The sequence below is a fragment of the Arthrospira sp. PCC 9901 genome, assembly GCF_059013425.1.
Genome location: NZ_CP102296.1, coordinates 5462464 through 5479670 on the forward strand (window position 1 = coordinate 5462464; position 17207 = coordinate 5479670).

The 17207-nt window shown below is 42.4% G+C and carries 11 protein-coding genes; 7 read left to right on the forward strand and 4 right to left on the reverse strand.

What is annotated here, in order from left to right; genetic code table 11:
* Positions 1-22: 22 nt before the first annotated feature.
* The 5 genes from NLZ44_RS24130 to NLZ44_RS24150 all read left to right on the forward strand — a co-directional run bounded on the left by NLZ44_RS24130 (position 23) and on the right by NLZ44_RS24150 (position 9321).
* Positions 23-4486, forward strand: a complete 4464-nt coding sequence (locus NLZ44_RS24130) for a PAS domain S-box protein (protein ID WP_493751422.1) — start codon at positions 23-25, stop codon at positions 4484-4486.
* A complete protein-coding gene (locus tag NLZ44_RS24135; RefSeq protein WP_493751423.1) occupies positions 4483-5340 on the forward strand; it encodes a hypothetical protein in 858 nt (285 codons plus the stop codon). The genes NLZ44_RS24130 and NLZ44_RS24135 overlap by 4 nt, the downstream gene beginning before the upstream one ends.
* Positions 5341-5354: 14 nt before the next feature.
* Positions 5355-5990, forward strand: coding sequence for an endonuclease/exonuclease/phosphatase family protein (locus NLZ44_RS24140; protein WP_493751424.1), 636 nt, complete (start codon positions 5355-5357; stop codon positions 5988-5990).
* A gap of 164 nt (positions 5991-6154) precedes the next feature.
* Positions 6155-7951, forward strand: coding sequence for a two-component system response regulator (locus tag NLZ44_RS24145; protein WP_493751425.1), 1797 nt, complete (start codon positions 6155-6157; stop codon positions 7949-7951).
* 62 nt (positions 7952-8013) lie between these two features.
* The gene (locus tag NLZ44_RS24150) at positions 8014-9321 is read left to right on the forward strand and encodes a hybrid sensor histidine kinase/response regulator (RefSeq protein ID WP_493751426.1); all 1308 of its coding nucleotides are present in this window, start codon (positions 8014-8016) and stop codon (positions 9319-9321) included.
* Here NLZ44_RS24150 and NLZ44_RS24155 read toward each other — a convergent pair.
* Complete coding sequence (locus tag NLZ44_RS24155) at positions 9318-9785, reverse strand: acyl-CoA thioesterase (RefSeq protein ID WP_008049536.1); 468 nt, start codon at positions 9783-9785, stop codon at positions 9318-9320. The genes NLZ44_RS24150 and NLZ44_RS24155 overlap by 4 nt on opposite strands.
* A 121-nt stretch (positions 9786-9906) precedes the next feature.
* Here NLZ44_RS24155 and NLZ44_RS24160 point away from each other — a divergent pair, with 121 nt between their 5' ends.
* The gene (locus NLZ44_RS24160; protein WP_493751427.1) at positions 9907-10758 is read left to right on the forward strand and encodes a universal stress protein; all 852 of its coding nucleotides are present in this window, start codon (positions 9907-9909) and stop codon (positions 10756-10758) included.
* A 47-nt stretch (positions 10759-10805) separates the two neighbouring features.
* On the opposite strand, the gene argC is transcribed toward NLZ44_RS24160, so the two are convergent.
* From argC to NLZ44_RS24175, 3 genes are all read right to left on the reverse strand, one after another.
* Complete coding sequence (gene argC / locus NLZ44_RS24165; protein WP_230428079.1) at positions 10806-11837, reverse strand: N-acetyl-gamma-glutamyl-phosphate reductase; 1032 nt, start codon at positions 11835-11837, stop codon at positions 10806-10808.
* 124 nt (positions 11838-11961) lie between these two features.
* A complete protein-coding gene (locus NLZ44_RS24170) occupies positions 11962-13134 on the reverse strand; it encodes a reverse transcriptase N-terminal domain-containing protein (RefSeq protein WP_493751428.1) in 1173 nt (390 codons plus the stop codon).
* Positions 13135-13943: 809 nt separating this feature from the next.
* The gene (locus tag NLZ44_RS24175) at positions 13944-15137 is read right to left on the reverse strand and encodes a tetratricopeptide repeat protein (protein WP_493751429.1); all 1194 of its coding nucleotides are present in this window, start codon (positions 15135-15137) and stop codon (positions 13944-13946) included.
* 431 nt (positions 15138-15568) lie between these two features.
* On the opposite strand from NLZ44_RS24175, the gene NLZ44_RS24180 reads away from it, so the two are divergent.
* Positions 15569-16972: a site-specific integrase gene (locus tag NLZ44_RS24180; RefSeq protein ID WP_493751430.1), complete on the forward strand. Its 1404-nt coding sequence runs from the start codon at positions 15569-15571 to the stop codon at positions 16970-16972.
* Positions 16973-17207: the final 235 nt, after the last annotated feature.

Sequence of the window (17207 nt, forward strand, 5' to 3'; positions counted from 1 at the left end):
GTTAAACTTCTATTAAACTGTGATGGTTACTCAGACAATTTATCCATCGAGTCCAGAATTTCAGCAAGCTATTATTAATTGCGCTGATATTGCTATCATTGCGACCGATCGCAATGGTATGGTTTGCACATTTAATCGCGCGGCGGAAAACCTCCTAGGATATACAGCGTCGGAGGCGATCGACCATATTCACTGGACGGAATTTCATCACCAAGACCACAGAAATACTCGCCACACTGACCCACAAGAACAGCTACATCAAACCCTCATAGAGCGCGTAATTTTAGGGGAAACTGACGAACAGCAACACACCTATATTCGCGGTGATGGTACTACTGTGGTTGTGTCTCTGTTGATCAGCGGCGTGAGAGACGCAAATGGGGAATTGATCGGATTTTTGGCAATGGTTCGACCACTAGCACCAGAAGCGATCAATACCCAAAAACAGCGACAGCAGTTTCTACATAATCAACAACAGGCACAAATGGAACTGGCTCGGTCTTGGGAATTTTATCACGGAGATATTGACCAAGCCTTTGAGACGCTGACTCGTATTGCTGCCCGCACTTTGCAAGTAAGTAGAGCGAGTATATGGTTTTATACACCATACCATAACGGCATTGAGTGTGTCAAGTTATATGAGCAGGAAAAAGACCGCTATTCTCAGGGTCTAAAGCTGGAAGCTACGGACTATCCCAACTATTTTGCCGCCCTAGAAACGGAAGAGAGGATTGTGGCTGGAGATGCCCAAAATCACCCCAGCACTAGGGAATTTACAGCCGCCTATCTTCAGCCTCTGGATATTAGGTCTATGTTAGATATTCCCATTCGTTTGGGAGGGGAAACTATCGGGGTTCTGTGTTTAGAAAATCAGGGAGAGGTGATTAATTGGGATCTGCAACAACAGAACTTTGCCACCTACCTAGCGGACTGGGTAACTCTAGCTTTGGAGGCTCATGAAAGGGCGATCGCTCAAAGGTCTCTACACCAAAGCCAAAAGCGACTACAAGACATCCTTGATCACGCTCCGGCGATTATTTACATGAAAGACGATGGCGGACGCTATCTGCTAGTTAACCGAGAGTATGAAAAGCGGTTTAATTTGCTCCGTGATCAGGTGCTGGGGAAAACTGATTATGATTTGTTTACCCCAGAAATCGCCCTAGCTTTTCAATCGGCTGATACGGCTTTATTAGAGAGTCAAGAACCTATCCAATGGGAAGAAGATATACGGTTTAACAACAGTTTTAACACCTACCTATCCCATCGTTTTCTGTTAGAAGATGATACGGGTAAACCAGCAGCTATTTGCTGTCTGGCTACAGATATCACCAATCATAAACGTTCCGAAAAGGCACTGCGGGAAAGCGAAGCGACTAACCGAGCCTTATTAAATGCAATTCCTGACTTAATTATCCAATGTCAGGGGGATGGTACAATCGTTGATGTGAAACCCTCCCATGATAGTTGTGACTGGATGTTACCAGAATTATTGTTAGAGAGAAATATCCTAGATATTTTACCAGAGGAAGTGGCGAATAATCTCAAAACTGCTCACGATCGCGCTTTATTTTCCTCGGAAATTCAAGCAATTGAATATCAACTACCTGTCAAGAATGGAGAGGAATGGAGGCAATATGAAACCCGCATTATCCGTGGAAACTCCCAAACAGTCATTTGCATAATTAGGGATATTACCGAACAAAAACGAGCCACGGCTGAGTTAGCGCGTCGCGTACAATTAACGGCTCTCAAATCTGAGGTAGGGTTTGCGATGACTCGTGGGGGTAGTTTATCGGAAGTTATGACTAATTGTGCTAAGACTTTTGGGAATTATTTTGATGATACGATTCCTTGTATTTGGACTATAAATCATGCCAATACTTTACTAGAATTACAAGGTATTTATGGCTTGGATAATCCCCCAGCAAATTTGGCTGTTATTACAGTTGGTTCTCCGCCAATTGGGGTAATAGTGAGTAAACAACAATCGATTTTGAGCCTAGATTTATGCCATGATGCTTGGGGTGATGATTTTGCCACTATTACCCAGCAAGGTTTAACTAATTTTGTCGGGTATCCGTTGATTGTTGAGGGTGCTTGTGTGGGGGTAATGGGTTTATTTAGTCGGGAGTTATTGAGTAAGCAAGTTTTGGAAACTTTGGCGGTAATTGCTAATCAAATGGCGGTGGTTATTGAATTTAAAAAAGCCGTGGAAGCGTTACAAAGTCGTGAGGAACAATTAGAATTGGCTCTGGAAGGTAGTTCTTTGGGTTTATGGGATTGGAATATCTCGACCGGAGAAGTATATTTTGACCCTCAATGGCAAAAAATGTTGGGATATCTGGAACATGAAATTGAGAATAATTTTCAATCCTGGAAACAATTAATTCACCCCCATGATCAAAAACGGGTTGTGGAGGCTTTAAATGATTCTGTGAAGGGTCGCCACCATGTTTATGAGGTGGAAGTGCGAATGCTAAATAGTTCCGAACAATGGCAATGGATGCTGTCTCGTGGTAAGATATTTAAATGGGATGAACAAGGACGACCCCTGCGAATGACGGGGACTTATAAAGATGTTAGCGATCGCAAACAAGCCGAAATTGAACTATTGCGGGTTAAGGCGGCGGTAGATAGCAGCAGTGATGCTATTGTGATTACAGACCTGGAAGGAAAAGCACTATATTTGAATCGCGCCTTGATTGAAAGTTACGGCTATACTGTGGAAGAATTAAATGCGATCGGTGGACCGATTAAACTTTATATTTCTACCCGGGTTGGTAATAGTATTTTGGCTTCTCTGCAAAATTTGCGATCATGGAGTGGGGAAGTGGGGATTAAAACTCGCTCTGGGGTGATTATTCCTAATTTAGTCCGCGCTGATTGTATTTTTGATACTGCACAAAATCCCATTGGATTAATTATTGTACATACGGATATTACCGAGCGACGACGAGCGGAGGAAACTCTCCAACAAAAGTTACTACAGGAACGATTTGTCGGTATTATGTTGGAGCGGATACGCTCATCTTTGAATTTACAAGAAGTTTTGCAAACTGCAGTGGAAGAAGTTCGCTATTTCTTGCAGGTTGATCGCACAGTGATTTATCAGTTTAATGCCGATTGGACTGGCTTTATTGCGGTGGAGTCGGTGGGTGAAGAATGGATGGCTTTGCAGGGTTTAGATATTCGTGATGAGTGTTTTGAGTCCTCCCATGCGCGGTTGTATGAAGATGGCAGAACTAGAGCGATCGCTGATATTTATCATGCTAATTTAACTTCTTGTCATGTGGGACTTTTGGAAAGTTTACAGGTGAAAGCTAATCTGGTAATTCCCATTTTGCAACCGAAAAATGTGGCAAAAGACAATAGTAAACTTTGGGGATTATTAATTGCTCATCAATGTCGGGATACTCGGAAGTGGCAAGCCTTTGAGATTTCTAGCCTTAAACAAATTGGCGTGCAATTGGCGATCGCTCTCCAACAATGCAGCCTCTTTGAACAGGTACAAATGGAACTGGCTGAACGGAAACAGGCGGAAGAGGCTCTCAAAAGATCCGAGGGGAGAGAACGACGCAAGGCTAAACAGCTTGCTACTACTTTGCAAGAGCTGAAAAGTACCCAGGCGCAAATTATCCAAAGTGAAAAAATGGCATCTTTAGGACAGTTAGTGGCTGGGGTGGCTCATGAAATTAACAATCCGATTAGTTTTATTTACGGTAATGTTAATCCGGCTCGACAATATTTAGCCGATTTATTAGATTTGTGTGAATTATATCAGCAGGTTTATCCCGAAACTCATCCCGATATTCAAGATAAGATTGAGGAAATCGATCTGGAGTTTATTAAGGAAGATTTTGGTAATATTTTAGAGTCGATGCAACGGGGAGCCGAGCGAGTCACTAAAATTGTTTTATCTTTGCGAAATTTTGCTAGGCTTGATGAGGCTAAAATCAAAAAAGCCGATATTAATGAAGGCTTGGAAAGTACGATCATGATGCTACAAGGTCGCTTTAATATGGTCGCCAAAAAATGCCAAATTCAACTGATTAAGAATTTGGGAGATTTGCCGAGAATTGAATGCTTTGCTAGTGAAATAAATCAGGTATTTCTGAATTTATTAAATAATGCGATCGATGCTTTGGAAGACCGGATCAAAGTCCATAGAGACTTTATTCCTACCCTCACGGTCACGACTTTACCTGTTCATCATCCTAAGTCTGGTAATGTGGGGGTACAAATCGAAATTGCTGATAATGGTCTGGGAATACCCCAGGAAATACAGTCGAAAATTTTTGACCCATTTTTTACGACTAAATCTGTGGGACGTGGTACGGGTTTGGGTTTATCTATTGCTCATAAGACTATTGTTGATCAACATGGTGGTTATCTCGAATGTGACTCCCAGGAAAATGTCGGCACTACCATGATAATTAGACTGTTTAATAATTATCTTTATCAGCGAATGTCTAAGGTAGAATGATGATGACAATTGATATAGTCCTTTTAATCAATGCTATTGATGATTTAGAACCTCCCTTTCCAGAATTTTTAGAAACTGCTGAAGTGATGATTACAGTAGCTTCAAGTTCATCATATAATTGGCGCGTTGAATGGTTACAGGTTCGAGACGGTATCCCCCCAAATACCATGGCGGCTATTGATACTATTGGGGATATTTGTAGTGACTTTCAATGGCGACCACAAGCCATGAGAGTGATTTATTACTGGGAGGGTAGACCCACAGAATGTCAGCCAAACCCCACCAGTTTAACGACGGCGATTAATCAAGCGATCGCATCATGTAAACTCCATGATGTGACTATTTATATTAACCGCCAAAGTTCCCCAAGTCAAGACTTAATAGACACAGCATATAATCGTCTAGCCACCGAAACAGGGGGACAGGCTGTGGGGGAGAAAAATGCGATCGCTAGTTGGGCAATATTTCTCGAATATTTAACCTTTAAAAAAACCGTAAAATCCCCAGTAATTATACCCCGAAACATCTTTAAAATAGGCACATTTAACCTATATAACTTAGTTTTACCCAATCGAACTTATTACGAAACCCGACAATATACCCCAGAACTTTACCAACAAAAAAAAGCCTGGATTTCTCATCAGTTAGCAACCATGCAAGCCGACATTATCGGATTTCAAGAAATCTTTGATCCCGAAGCGCTACAAGAAATTCTCGCCGCCACCGAATCCTATCATAACGCTCATTTAATTACCACGAATCCCACTCGGAATAAACCCGTAGTAGGTCTCTGTTCCAAATTACCAATTATCTCCTGGCAAATTTATGATAAATTCCCCCAGAGTCTCAAATAGATATAGAAGGAACTATGATTCCCATTAACCATTTTTCTCGACCAGTTTTAGCAGTTAATATTCAACTACAAAACCGCCTACAATGTACCGTTTTTGTTGTGCATCTAAAATCCCAGCGTCCCAAAATTCCCGAAGGAGTAGATAGCCAAAACCCCGTAGAAAAAGCCAAAGGAAAAGTCAGGTCTTTACTGCGTCGAGCCGCCGAAGCCACTGCTTTACGATGTATTATGCTCAAGACTTGGAGCCATAACCAAAATCCGATTATTATTTTAGGAGATTTTAATGATAGTGATTTAGCCATTACCACCAAAATTATGGCGGGTGATATTTCTTGGAAAAAAACCCGATTTAAACCAAACCACAACCATGATGAGTTACAGCTTTACAGTGTCAAAGATATTCAGGCTAGGCAAAGTTACCGAGACTGCTACTACACTTATATGTATAATGGTTATTATGAAACTCTCGATCATATTTTGGTCAGTCAAGAATTAGTTTTAGAAAACTCCCGCCAAGTTGGGAAGGTTAGTTATGTTGCCTTATTCAACGATCACCTTGTAGACCAAAGCCTAAGTGATGAATCAATAGAACCCTGGAAGTCAGATCATGGACAGGTGGTGGCGACAATTCAATTAAATGGCTATTCTTGATAACACTGTGGTATCTTGGTGTCTGTTTGGCGTATCGCTACCCAAATAAGCAACATATACCCAAAAAACAACTGGGTTGAGTACAATGTTAATATTTCCTATTTATCAATCCCTTGACCATGGGGGTTCAATAGCTTACCCCACAACCTAGACTAAAATACATTATGAGTTATAACCAGTCAAATAACCACCAAGAATCAGATATTTTGATTGTTGATGATACGCCAGGAAATTTGCATCTACTGTCACGAATTCTTAGAAAAAAAGGGTATCAAGTTCGTGAGGCGATCGACGGCAAAACGGCACTAGAGGAGGTCAATAATAAGTTACCCGATTTAATCCTGCTGGATATTATGATGCCTGATATAGATGGTTATACAGTTTGTAATCAGCTTAAATCCGATCCTAATACAGCAGAAGTACCCATAATTTTTCTGAGTGCTTTGGACGATATTTTTGACAAGGTGAAAGCCTTTGAAAGTGGTGGAGTAGACTATATCAGTAAACCCTTTCAGTTTCAGGAAGTCTTAATCAGGGTAAAAAATCAACTAACTCTCCGGCGAACTCAACAGCAATTACAAATTTTAAATACCCAACTAGAAGCAAGAGTTGAACAGCGAACTCAAGAATTAGAAATTGCTAACAGTAAACTCCGGGATATGGCTTTTCGTGATGAGTTAACTAATTTACCAAATCGAGCCTTATTTTTGGAACGTCTGGCTGATGGTATTGACATCAAACAGCAATATCCTAACTATCAGTTTGTGGTGTTGTTGCTAGACTGCGATCGCTTTAAAATGATTAACGAATCCCTCGGACATTCCGTAGGTGATCAACTATTAGTCGCTATTTCCAAACGTCTAAAATCCCTGCTAAAACCGGAAGACACCCTGGCTCGTTTAGGAGGCGACGAATTTGCGATTATGGTTAATAAAATCGAGGATATGGCGGAAGCCAAAACCATGGCTCAAAAAGTTCTTGATAGTTTTTCCCATCCTTTTGTCTTGCCAAATCAAGAAGTATTTATCAATGTAAGTATTGGCATATCTTTGTCACATTTAGATTATCAAAAACCGGAACATATACTACGAGATGCAGATACAGCCATGTATCGAGCCAAAGACTTAGGCAAAGGTCAATATCATATATTTGACCCGAGTATGCACCACAATGTTTCGGAAAAGCTGCAAATTGAAAACGATTTAAGGCGAGCCATTACTAATAATGAATTTCTCGTTTATTATCAACCCATAATCCATCTAAAAACCGGAAAAATCGCAGGTTTTGAAGCCTTAATTAGGTGGCAACATCCCACCAAAAAATTAATTCCCCCCGTCTTATTTATTCCCATAGCCGAAGAAACAGGTTTAATTAACGCCATTGGTTATTTAGTGTTAAAAAGTGCTTGTGAGCAATTCAGAAGCTGGCAAGAAAATAAACTTATTAATGATTCGATGTTTATCAGTGTGAATGTATCCGCGAGACAGTTTGCTAATATGGAGCTAAGTCAGCAAATACAACAAATTTTAGAAGCCACCAAACTAGATCCCCATTGCTTAAAATTAGAAATAACAGAAAGCGCAATTATGGATAACCCGAAAACAGCAGTAGCTATTCTGGAAGGTTTTAAAAGCCAAAATGTCCGACTAAGTATTGATGATTTTGGCACGGGATACTCTTCTTTAAGTTATCTGCATAATTTCCAAGTTGACACTCTTAAAATCGATAAATCTTTTGTGCAAAGAATGGATAATAACGGTTCAAGTTGCGGCTTAGTTCCCGTGATTGTTAACATTGCAAAAACCATGAAAATGGGGGTAATTGCTGAGGGAGTAGAAACCACAAATCAACTGTCATTATTGAGAAGTTTAGAATGTGAGTTTGCACAAGGTTATTTATTTTCTCCACCGCTACCCGAAAGTTCATTGCTCGATTTAATCGCCGGAAATCTAACATGGTAAATAATTTCGCTAGTTTTAACTCCTAAAGAATCAATCCTTAAAACTATTAAAAGCTATTAATTATGAATAATAATAATTTTGCATCAGCCGATATCTTAATAGTTGATGATGTGCCAGAAAATATTAGGTTATTATCAACTATGTTAATGGAGTTTGGATTTCGGGTGCGTAAATCTATTAATGGTAAGATGGCACTCATGGCAGTTAATGCCTTAAAACCGGACTTAATTTTACTTGATATCAATATGCAGGGTCTCAATGGTTATCAAGTTTGTGAAGCGTTAAAAAACAATCCAGAAACTTCGGAAATTCCGATTATTTTTGTGAGTGCTATTAATCAAATTGAAGATAAAGTTAGGGCTTTTCAAGTGGGAGGAGTCGATTATATCACGAAACCTTTTCAAGTAGAAGAGGTGATGGCGAGGATTAACAATCAACTAAAAATCCAAAATCTGCAAAGAGATTTACAGCGACAAAATCAGCAACTAAAAGCTACCCAAAAGCAGTTAGCGGCTACCCAGGTTGAACTAATCCAAAAGCAGAAAATGGTAGCCTTAAATCAATTATTAGCGGGGATTTTTCATGAACTTAATAATCCGATTAATTTTATTTCTGGCAACCTTGAACCTGCCTATCAATATTGTCAAGATATCATCGAGTTAATCAATTTATATCGACAAGAATATCCCCATCCTTCCCCCAGAATTTTAGCCTTAGCAGAAAAACTGGAACTAGATTTTATCTTACAGGATCTTCGGGACTTAATTAGATCCATGAAAACAGGGATAAAACGGATTGATCAAATCATGTTAGCTTTGCGAATTTTCTGCCGCACCACCAATGAAGCAGATATGAAATCGATTGATTTGCATGAATCTATCAACAGCATTTTGCATTTAATCAAGCATAGATTGCAGGGAAACGATAATAATATTGATATTCAATTAATTAATAAAGAGGTAGAAAATTTACCTAAAGTTACCTGCTATCCAGGCTTAATTAATCAAGTATTTATGCACCTAATCAATAATGCTATTGATAGCTTAAAATCTGCTCAAAATCAAGGGGGTGATTCCCACTGGGTTCCGACTATTTGGATAACCACAGAACAAGTTAATCCTAACCGGGTAGCGATTCGGATTCGTGATAATGGTGTGGGGATTCCGCCGGAGTTACAATCTCGTTTATTTGACCCATTTTTCACGACCAAAACTGTGGGCAAAGGGATGGGATTAGGACTAGCTACCAGCTATCAAATTGTGGTAGAAAAACATCACGGACAGTTGATTTTATCTTCTCTTCCTGGAGAGGGGGCAGAATTTCGAGTAGAATTACCGATCGCCCCAATTTCCCAGGAGAGTGTAACTTAACCATTATCGATGAGTTTAGCGATCGCCTCATTTAAAATAGGCGGCCATTGTCGTCTAATTTTGCCAGTTTGGCGATCGATAACCACCAGAGTAGTAGTAGCGCTAACATAGCGTTGACTACCGTCTAGGGACTCAATCTCAAATTCCCAGGGAATGCGAACTTTTGTCAAGCCAGCAATACGATTTTTAACGTTAATGCGATCGCCCATGTGTACAAATTGATGATAGCGGATTTCCAACTCAACCACAGGCAACTCAAACCCCAAAGCCACCAACTGATCATAACCAACCCCCACAGACCGCAACGCCCCAATACGGGCCTCTTCCATCCAACCCACATAAGTCCCATGCCAAACCACCCCCGCATAGTCAGTTTGATGTGGGAACACTTCCACCAGATACTCAAACCAATTTGAGGTCCTAGTGGGCTGATCTTGTGAACTAGGATATTCTAATCGAGACACTTTACAATTCGTTCCAAAACGCTACATTTCTACAAATTATCAGTTAATCAGCCGCTTTGTCCTAAGTTATATATATAGTGCGTTTGATAATGAGCGTTGTTTTGAATTTTGGGCAAAACCTATGATCAATAAAATTTTAGTTGCTGTTGCTGGTCGTGGACTGTGCGAAGAGATGCTAAATATGCTGATGGATTTACCATCTCTGCAACAGGCATCTATCACCCTTCTCCATGTAGTCCCCAGCCAAGTCACGGCTGAGGGAATGTCCGCCAAACTAGAAGAGGGAGGCAAAATCCTCGCCCAAGCCGTCCAATCCGTGAAAGTTGATCCCAACCGAGTTAATCCTAGACTCAAACAAGGTGATCCCAAAGATATCGTTTGTCAGGTAGCAGACGAAGAAAACGCCGATCTAATTATTATCGGTTCACGGGGGTTAGGACGACTGCAAGCCATTTTAGAAAACTCAGTCAGTCAATACGTTTTCCAACTCACATCTCGGCCCATGCTGTTGGTCAAAGACGATACCTATGTCAAGAAGCTACGGCGGGTCATGGTAGCTTACAATTCATCCCCAGAAGCCCAGGAATGCCTAAAAACGGCGATCGACTTTGTGAAAGACATCCAAGGCGGACAATTAATTATCGCCCATGTTAATAAAGATCTCAGTGGCAAATCAGCAGAAGACTACACCGCCAATGCGGAAAACGACCCAGTTTTAGCCCCGGCGGTAGCCCAAGCCAAACAAATGGGACTTAGTTATCGTTGTGTTACCGGAACCGGAAAACCCGGCCCGGAAATTTGCCGGATCGCAGAAGATATCAACGCGGATCTGCTGTTGCTGGGTTCTCCCGATCGCCGTCCCACGGTAGCCAAGAGTTTCATTGATATCGATCGCCTACTGGGGAATTCCCTATCCGACTATGTGCGAGTTTACGCCAACTGTCCAGTGTTATTAACCCGCCACGCCGGGTAAAAGTTTAGGGCGGGTGAGAGACTGATTAACCCGCCCCAGACTTAATTTTAGGGATAAAAACTCAACTGAGGTAGTCCCAGAGTTTCCGACCATCCCTTCATAATATTGAGGCATTGAACCGCCTGTCCAGCTTGACCCTTAATCAGGTTATCAATAGTAGAAATCACGATCGCCCGATCGGTGCGTTGGTCTACCTCAATACCGATATAACAAAGATTTGTGCCACAGGCCCATTTACTTTGGGGGAAAGTTCCCCCAGGTAAAACCTTAACCCAGGGAGAATTTCGGTAAAATGCCTTATAAATGGTCAGCAAATCTTCCCGCACCAAACCCGGGTCGCGCAAGTTAGCGTAAACCGTGGCCAAAATACCCCGCACCATAGGCATTAAATGGGGAGTAAACTGCACCTTCACATCATGTCCAGCCAAATCACTACAAACTTGCTCAATTTCCGGGGTGTGGCGATGGTGTCCACCAATACCATAGGCTGAAACCGAGGCATCTGCTTCCGCCAATAACATATTAGTTTTGGCTTGTCGTCCCCCACCAGAAGCACCCGATTTAGCATCAATAATGGCACTATCAGGGACAATTAACCCCTGTTTTAATAGGGGGGATAAAGCCAACAAACTAGCGGTCACATAGCAGCCAGGACAGCCCACTAATCGCGCTGAGGCGATCGCATCTCGGTATAGTTCCGGCAAACCATAAACCGCCGTCCTAGCCACATCCAGATCAGCGCTTCTTTCCTTGTTATACCACTTGGTATAGGTATTTAAATTAGTAAACCGATAATCAGCAGACAGATCCAGAACATAACAGCCTTTTTCTAGCAGTTGCGGAGCCATTTCGCAGGCCAAACCATTCGGCAAAGATAGAAACACCACCTCACACCGACTAGCAATTTTATCCAAATCAATTGGTTCAATCATCAACTCCACCTGATGACCCAGGTGGGGATATAAACTACAAAAAGGTTTTCCGGCGCTACTTTCTCCTCCTAAATAAACAATTTCAACCAGGGGGTGATCCTGTAATAAGCGCACCAGTTGCACCCCACCATAACCTGATGCACCCACAATTCCGATAGGTGTACGTTGATTACTCAGTTAAACTAAGCAAGCCAGTCACCCAGCCTACTCGTCTCCAAAACCGTGCGTGAGACTTTCACCTCACACGGCTCCTCAGAATCAAGCTATGCTGTTATACTCTATGTTTAAGAAGGCTCACCCATTTTCCCTTATGGAAACAGCCAAACCTACAGCCACCTGTTTCGGTGCCTTGCCAGTATTTTCGCCGCCAATAGTTAATAGGTTTATCCGGGTGACGACGTTTCGCCCAACTCCGCAATTTTTGGTTAATTAACCTATCTAAATTTCGGTGAATTTTGCGGTTATTAGCCCATTGATATTGACCAGACCAATCCTCAATTTTCCGATTCAGTAGGTTAATTAAATCCCCTTGACGACTGGCTTTATGGCTACTAACTATCGCCGCCAATTCTCGATAGTGTTGATGGGCAGATTCTCGACTAGGGCTGATAGTCGTATGATAGTTTAATCCCCGGCGATGATGATTTTTAAACTGGCGAATATGAAACCCCAACAGGTCAACACCCGGAGAGTTGTCGTCAACACAATTAGCCGTGTTCGTGACAGCATAGAAATCAGAAACTGGGGGAATTTCCAATTTATCTAGCCACTCACTGACCGCTTTTTGATAGGTGTTGATATTCCTCATATCACCATCTAAAATCACCATAATTTCGCCGAATCGAATCAGAGTAGTTTCCGGGTGGGTCTGTTCCCTAATTAAGCGACTCAATTGGTGGTTGAACTCGACCAGTGCGATCGCATCCAAGAAACACCCCAAAGCCCCATCAATCCGAGCCTTATTCAAAGCCATAAAGCGCGGTAAATCCGGCAACCTTTGAGCCAAGATTCTCGGTTGACCCAGCCTGGCTAAATCAATAACCCAGACAAACTTAGGGCCATTTTCCAGACTTTGAGCGATCGCTTGCAACAGTTCCCCAACCGATGCAACCCCGAAACTACTATCATCATCCAACTCCCAACGAGCCCGCCATTCCGGTTCCAAAGCCCATTGCATCAAACACTCTTGAACAGCTATAGAACCCCCATCACAAATATCACTAGCAAGATACCTCACAGAAGCCGAACGACAGAGCATTTTTTGGAGTTTACGGACCACCTTAATATCACCCCGTTTCGAGGCGCGGTAAATCCGTTGTTGCAGCTTCCATAGACCACGTTGCCAACAGTTTCGGCGGCTTTTCATCTCCCCCTTCACCCTCAACAACGACTCATCTACGCATACCATCCTCGTCCCTATCAGACTGGCTTTAGTCTTCTTCACAGCAACTCACTCACTCAGCACAACAACTCAATTCCGTGTGTCCGTCTGCATATCCCCGATTTATGGTCAGGGCCTTCGCTTCTGACACCATCCCTCCCCTAAGCCGCCTGGAATACCCAGTTATCCGCCTTGGTTGACTACTCAGTAATAGGCTAAAAACCCACCGAGAGCAACTTAGGGGTTATCCCGTTCCGAAAATCGCTTTGGTTCCTGGCCTTAGAGTCTTCCTTTCTACCGGGGGCCCTTTGAGTGCCTAGTTATTCCCTACAGAAATAACCTGTTAACGTTGGCAACAACAACGCTTTCTCGCCCCATACATATAAGGCAGCGTATACCCGCCTAATTTGGAGTCTAACGGTAGTTCTCCCAGAAGTTCGCTTCCCTACTCATAGCCAGCTACAGGGCGCTTAAATCCCCATTGAACAGGGTTTACGCCCAATTCCCGCTTCACGGATTGATGACCAGTCGCTACCGTGGGGAACTGTTTTCACTCCCGCACTTGGAGGGTTGGACTTGGAGATTTTTTGATTCTGATACTTCCCATATTGGGACTTTTCAGATTTCCGCACCAACAAGCGATATTCAGTTGTCAAGGGTTTATATCCCCTTGCAGCCTTTCCCCTAGGGGATTTTCCCTAGTTTCAGGCTAACGGGTCGCACTATTGCATGACTCCTAACATGATTAGCCTTTGAGATAGGTCTGACGACCTACCCAGACCTTTTAGAACCTTTGATAGAGACTTTCACATCATACCCATCCTAGTTCTGTTGCTGCATTGTAGTATCAAATTTCCCCATAGTGCAGAAGTCTATATTCGCCATCCCATTTCTGACAAGGTTTTTTTGAGCAGTTTGGCCTGGTGGGGGTTGGTTTGTTCATATAGGCTTATGGCTGTTTGAAAGGCTTTCAGACTATCGGGAATGTTGCCAATACCTAACAAAGCCGCCCCTAAATTTTGGTAGGCTTCCCCATGGTGAGGGTTAAGAGAAATCGCTTTTTGATAAGATGCGATCGCTTTTTGGGAATTTCCCATCGCCCGTAGAGTCATACCCAGGTTATAGTAACCTAAGCTAAATAATGGATCAATTTCTATCGTCGTTTCATAGGCACTTTGGGCCCCTTTTAGGTGGCCCCTCTCTTTCAGCAGATTGCCCAGATTATTATAAGCCCCTATTTTTAATTGAGGGAATACATTAACTGCGATCGCCTTTTGATATTGTGCTTCCGCCGCCTCTAGTTGTCCCCTTTTGCTATAGGCAATTCCTAGGTGATAATGCAATTCATACATAGTCCCCCCCTCAATCCCAGATGCCTGCTTTAGCCCTTTTTCTAACAGGTCAATACCTGCTGAGAGTTTACCTAATTGCACATACAGAGCCCCTAATTTACTCGCTAAGTAGGGATCATCGGGATGCTGTTTTAAATAGCTTTCCATAGCTTGACAAGCCCTTTGTTGTTTATTCCTGGCGGCGATCGCATCCGTGCTATATCCATAATGAGCGATCGCTATTTCCGGAATAGAACCTATCCGCCAGTCAGGTTCCCGCCGCAAAATCTCCATCACACTATCATCAACCAAAGCATGATAAGGGCGAGAAAAATACAGATCCGGATGATTTCTAAACAGTCGCGACACCAAAGAATAAGGAGACTGCACCGCCCCTATTTCCTGTCGCACCAAGTTAATCAGCAAATAATCTTCCTGGTTAATCAAGCTCCTAATTTTCGGAATAATCTCCTCCCTTAATCGCTCATCTGCATCTAATACCAAAACCCAGTCACCTGTCACATATTTTAAGCTCGCATTTCTCGCCGCCGCAAAGTCATCACACCAGCTAAACTCATAAACTCTCGCCCCCATATTTTTAGCAACTTCCGGCGTTCCATCTGTAGAACCTGTATCCACCACTATCATTTCATCTACTAACTTTCCCACCGTCTGTAAACATTCCCCTAACTGATGGGCTTCATTTTTGGCAATTATACAAAAGCTAAGTTTCATCTCTATCAACTTTATCCCAAACTTTGACTATTATTATACCCAATCTATTCCTCTCTCAAAGTCCCTCTCCCCCCCTGGGAGAGGGATTTAGGGTGAGGGCAATGTATTAAGCCACTGGTGAACAAGCTGTAATTTCCCCAAGTCTGGGATAATTACTACAACTTAATTAACCATTAATTGCCTACTTATTAACCCTAAATTAATCCATTTTATACTACTCCAATTACCAGGATTTATCTATCTGTTTAACAGCCCAAAATCCCCACCAATCAAAAACCCAGCCTCTCAACAGAAGCCGGGTTTTGAATTTTTATTGTTACTTTCAGCAATGCGGATGGCGAGACTCGAACTCGGTTTAAAGGCTACAACCCCTATTCTACCGCCACTTTAGTGCACTCAATCGCGATCGCACATTTAGGAGTTAGTGCAAAATGAGTGTAAGTACAAACAGTACACATAGTGGTACATATCAAGGCTTTCAAGACATTCTTGAGTTTTTTAACCTATCCCGCAAACAATGTCCCAAGGGTGTCAGGATTAAGCGTAACCGGGGGACAATCCAGCTAGATATTACCATTGACCCGGAAACCGGGGAACGTAAGCAACGGGGATGCAATTGTCAGTTCACTTCTGAGGGCATCCGTAAGGCTGTTGACAAAGCCTGGTTAGTTCATAAATCCCTTGACGGACAATTCCAGTCAGTATCTGAATGGCTGGACTGGTACAAGGCTACTATCCTTGATGAAAACAAAACCCCCCTAGTTAATGACTTAATCACCTATCGCCAAGTATTTAAAGAAATAGAGGATGATTATTTTAATGGCGTACACAAGAACACTAAACGGAAGCGTTCCCGCGATATATCTAGCGATATTAGGTCATTTAAACGATGTTTCCTTGATGTGTTTAACAAAGTCACAGATTGGGACGCTTACGTTAGCTGGGAGGGTATAAAAGAAGCGTTATATAGCCCGTTACAAGATGGCAGCAGTCCGGTAGGTAGCAAAACCTTTAAAGAAAGATACTACCGGTTGAGACAAGTAGCAGAGCGTACTGACTGCAAAAAAGCACTGGAGAAATTAGACAAAATTGATGTTATTCAGACAGTATTTGCTGACGCTCAAAGTGTAGATTTGGATACCCTACTAAACCTACTAGACAATGAGCGTAACACCGACTACGGAAGGCTGACAGATAATAATGCTCGCGATGGTTGGTGTTGGGTATCAGCAATGTGTGCTTTATATGGGTTAAGGCCGTCAGAAGTTGCAGCAAGTCAAAATCTAACCAAAGCCATTACAGTTGACAGCATCACTTTCCCAGCCATATCTGACCCTAACAACCTTGAGTTAGTGCTGGTTATTGGTGAGTTTACTTACTTTGGTAGTAGCACCAAAACAGGTCAACGGTTAGCAGTCCCGATGTCAAAAGACAAAACTTTGATTAACCGCCTAGGGATTCATAACGTATGCTTACCTGTCACAACATCTAAAAATCCCGGTTTGTTTAATGATAATCACCGCAAATGGCTTAAGCGTCATAAATGGGGATTTACTCAGGCCTACGCTTTCCGACATCTAGCCAACCAACTGGGAGAGATGAACGGGATACCACAGGAAATCAGGGCGCGTTCGTTTGGTCACAGTGTGGCAATCAATGACAGTAAGTACAAAAAACGTCGCAACCTTGCCACGGAGTTAGGTATCCTGACGCGACATCAAAAGCAGCCATTGCCGCTAGAAATGGGGAAACAAGTCTTAATCAATATGGGTATCAACCCAGACCTACCAGAGGTTAAAGCAATTATCAGAGCTCTTTACCAGCTAGACGATTAATTCCCTAATAAACCCACAATACAATACCCTCTAGGTTAAATATCTAGGGGGTTTCATTTTGCACTAACTCCTAAATGTGCGATCGCCATTGAGTGCATTAGAGTGACGGTAGAATAGGGGTTATGCTATCCTTGTAACTTCGAGTCTCGCCATCCGCATTGCTCTTAAACCCCTACCCTAACTGCGATTGTCGGGAAACACTTAACCCGATAGTTGCATTACTACACTCTTAATA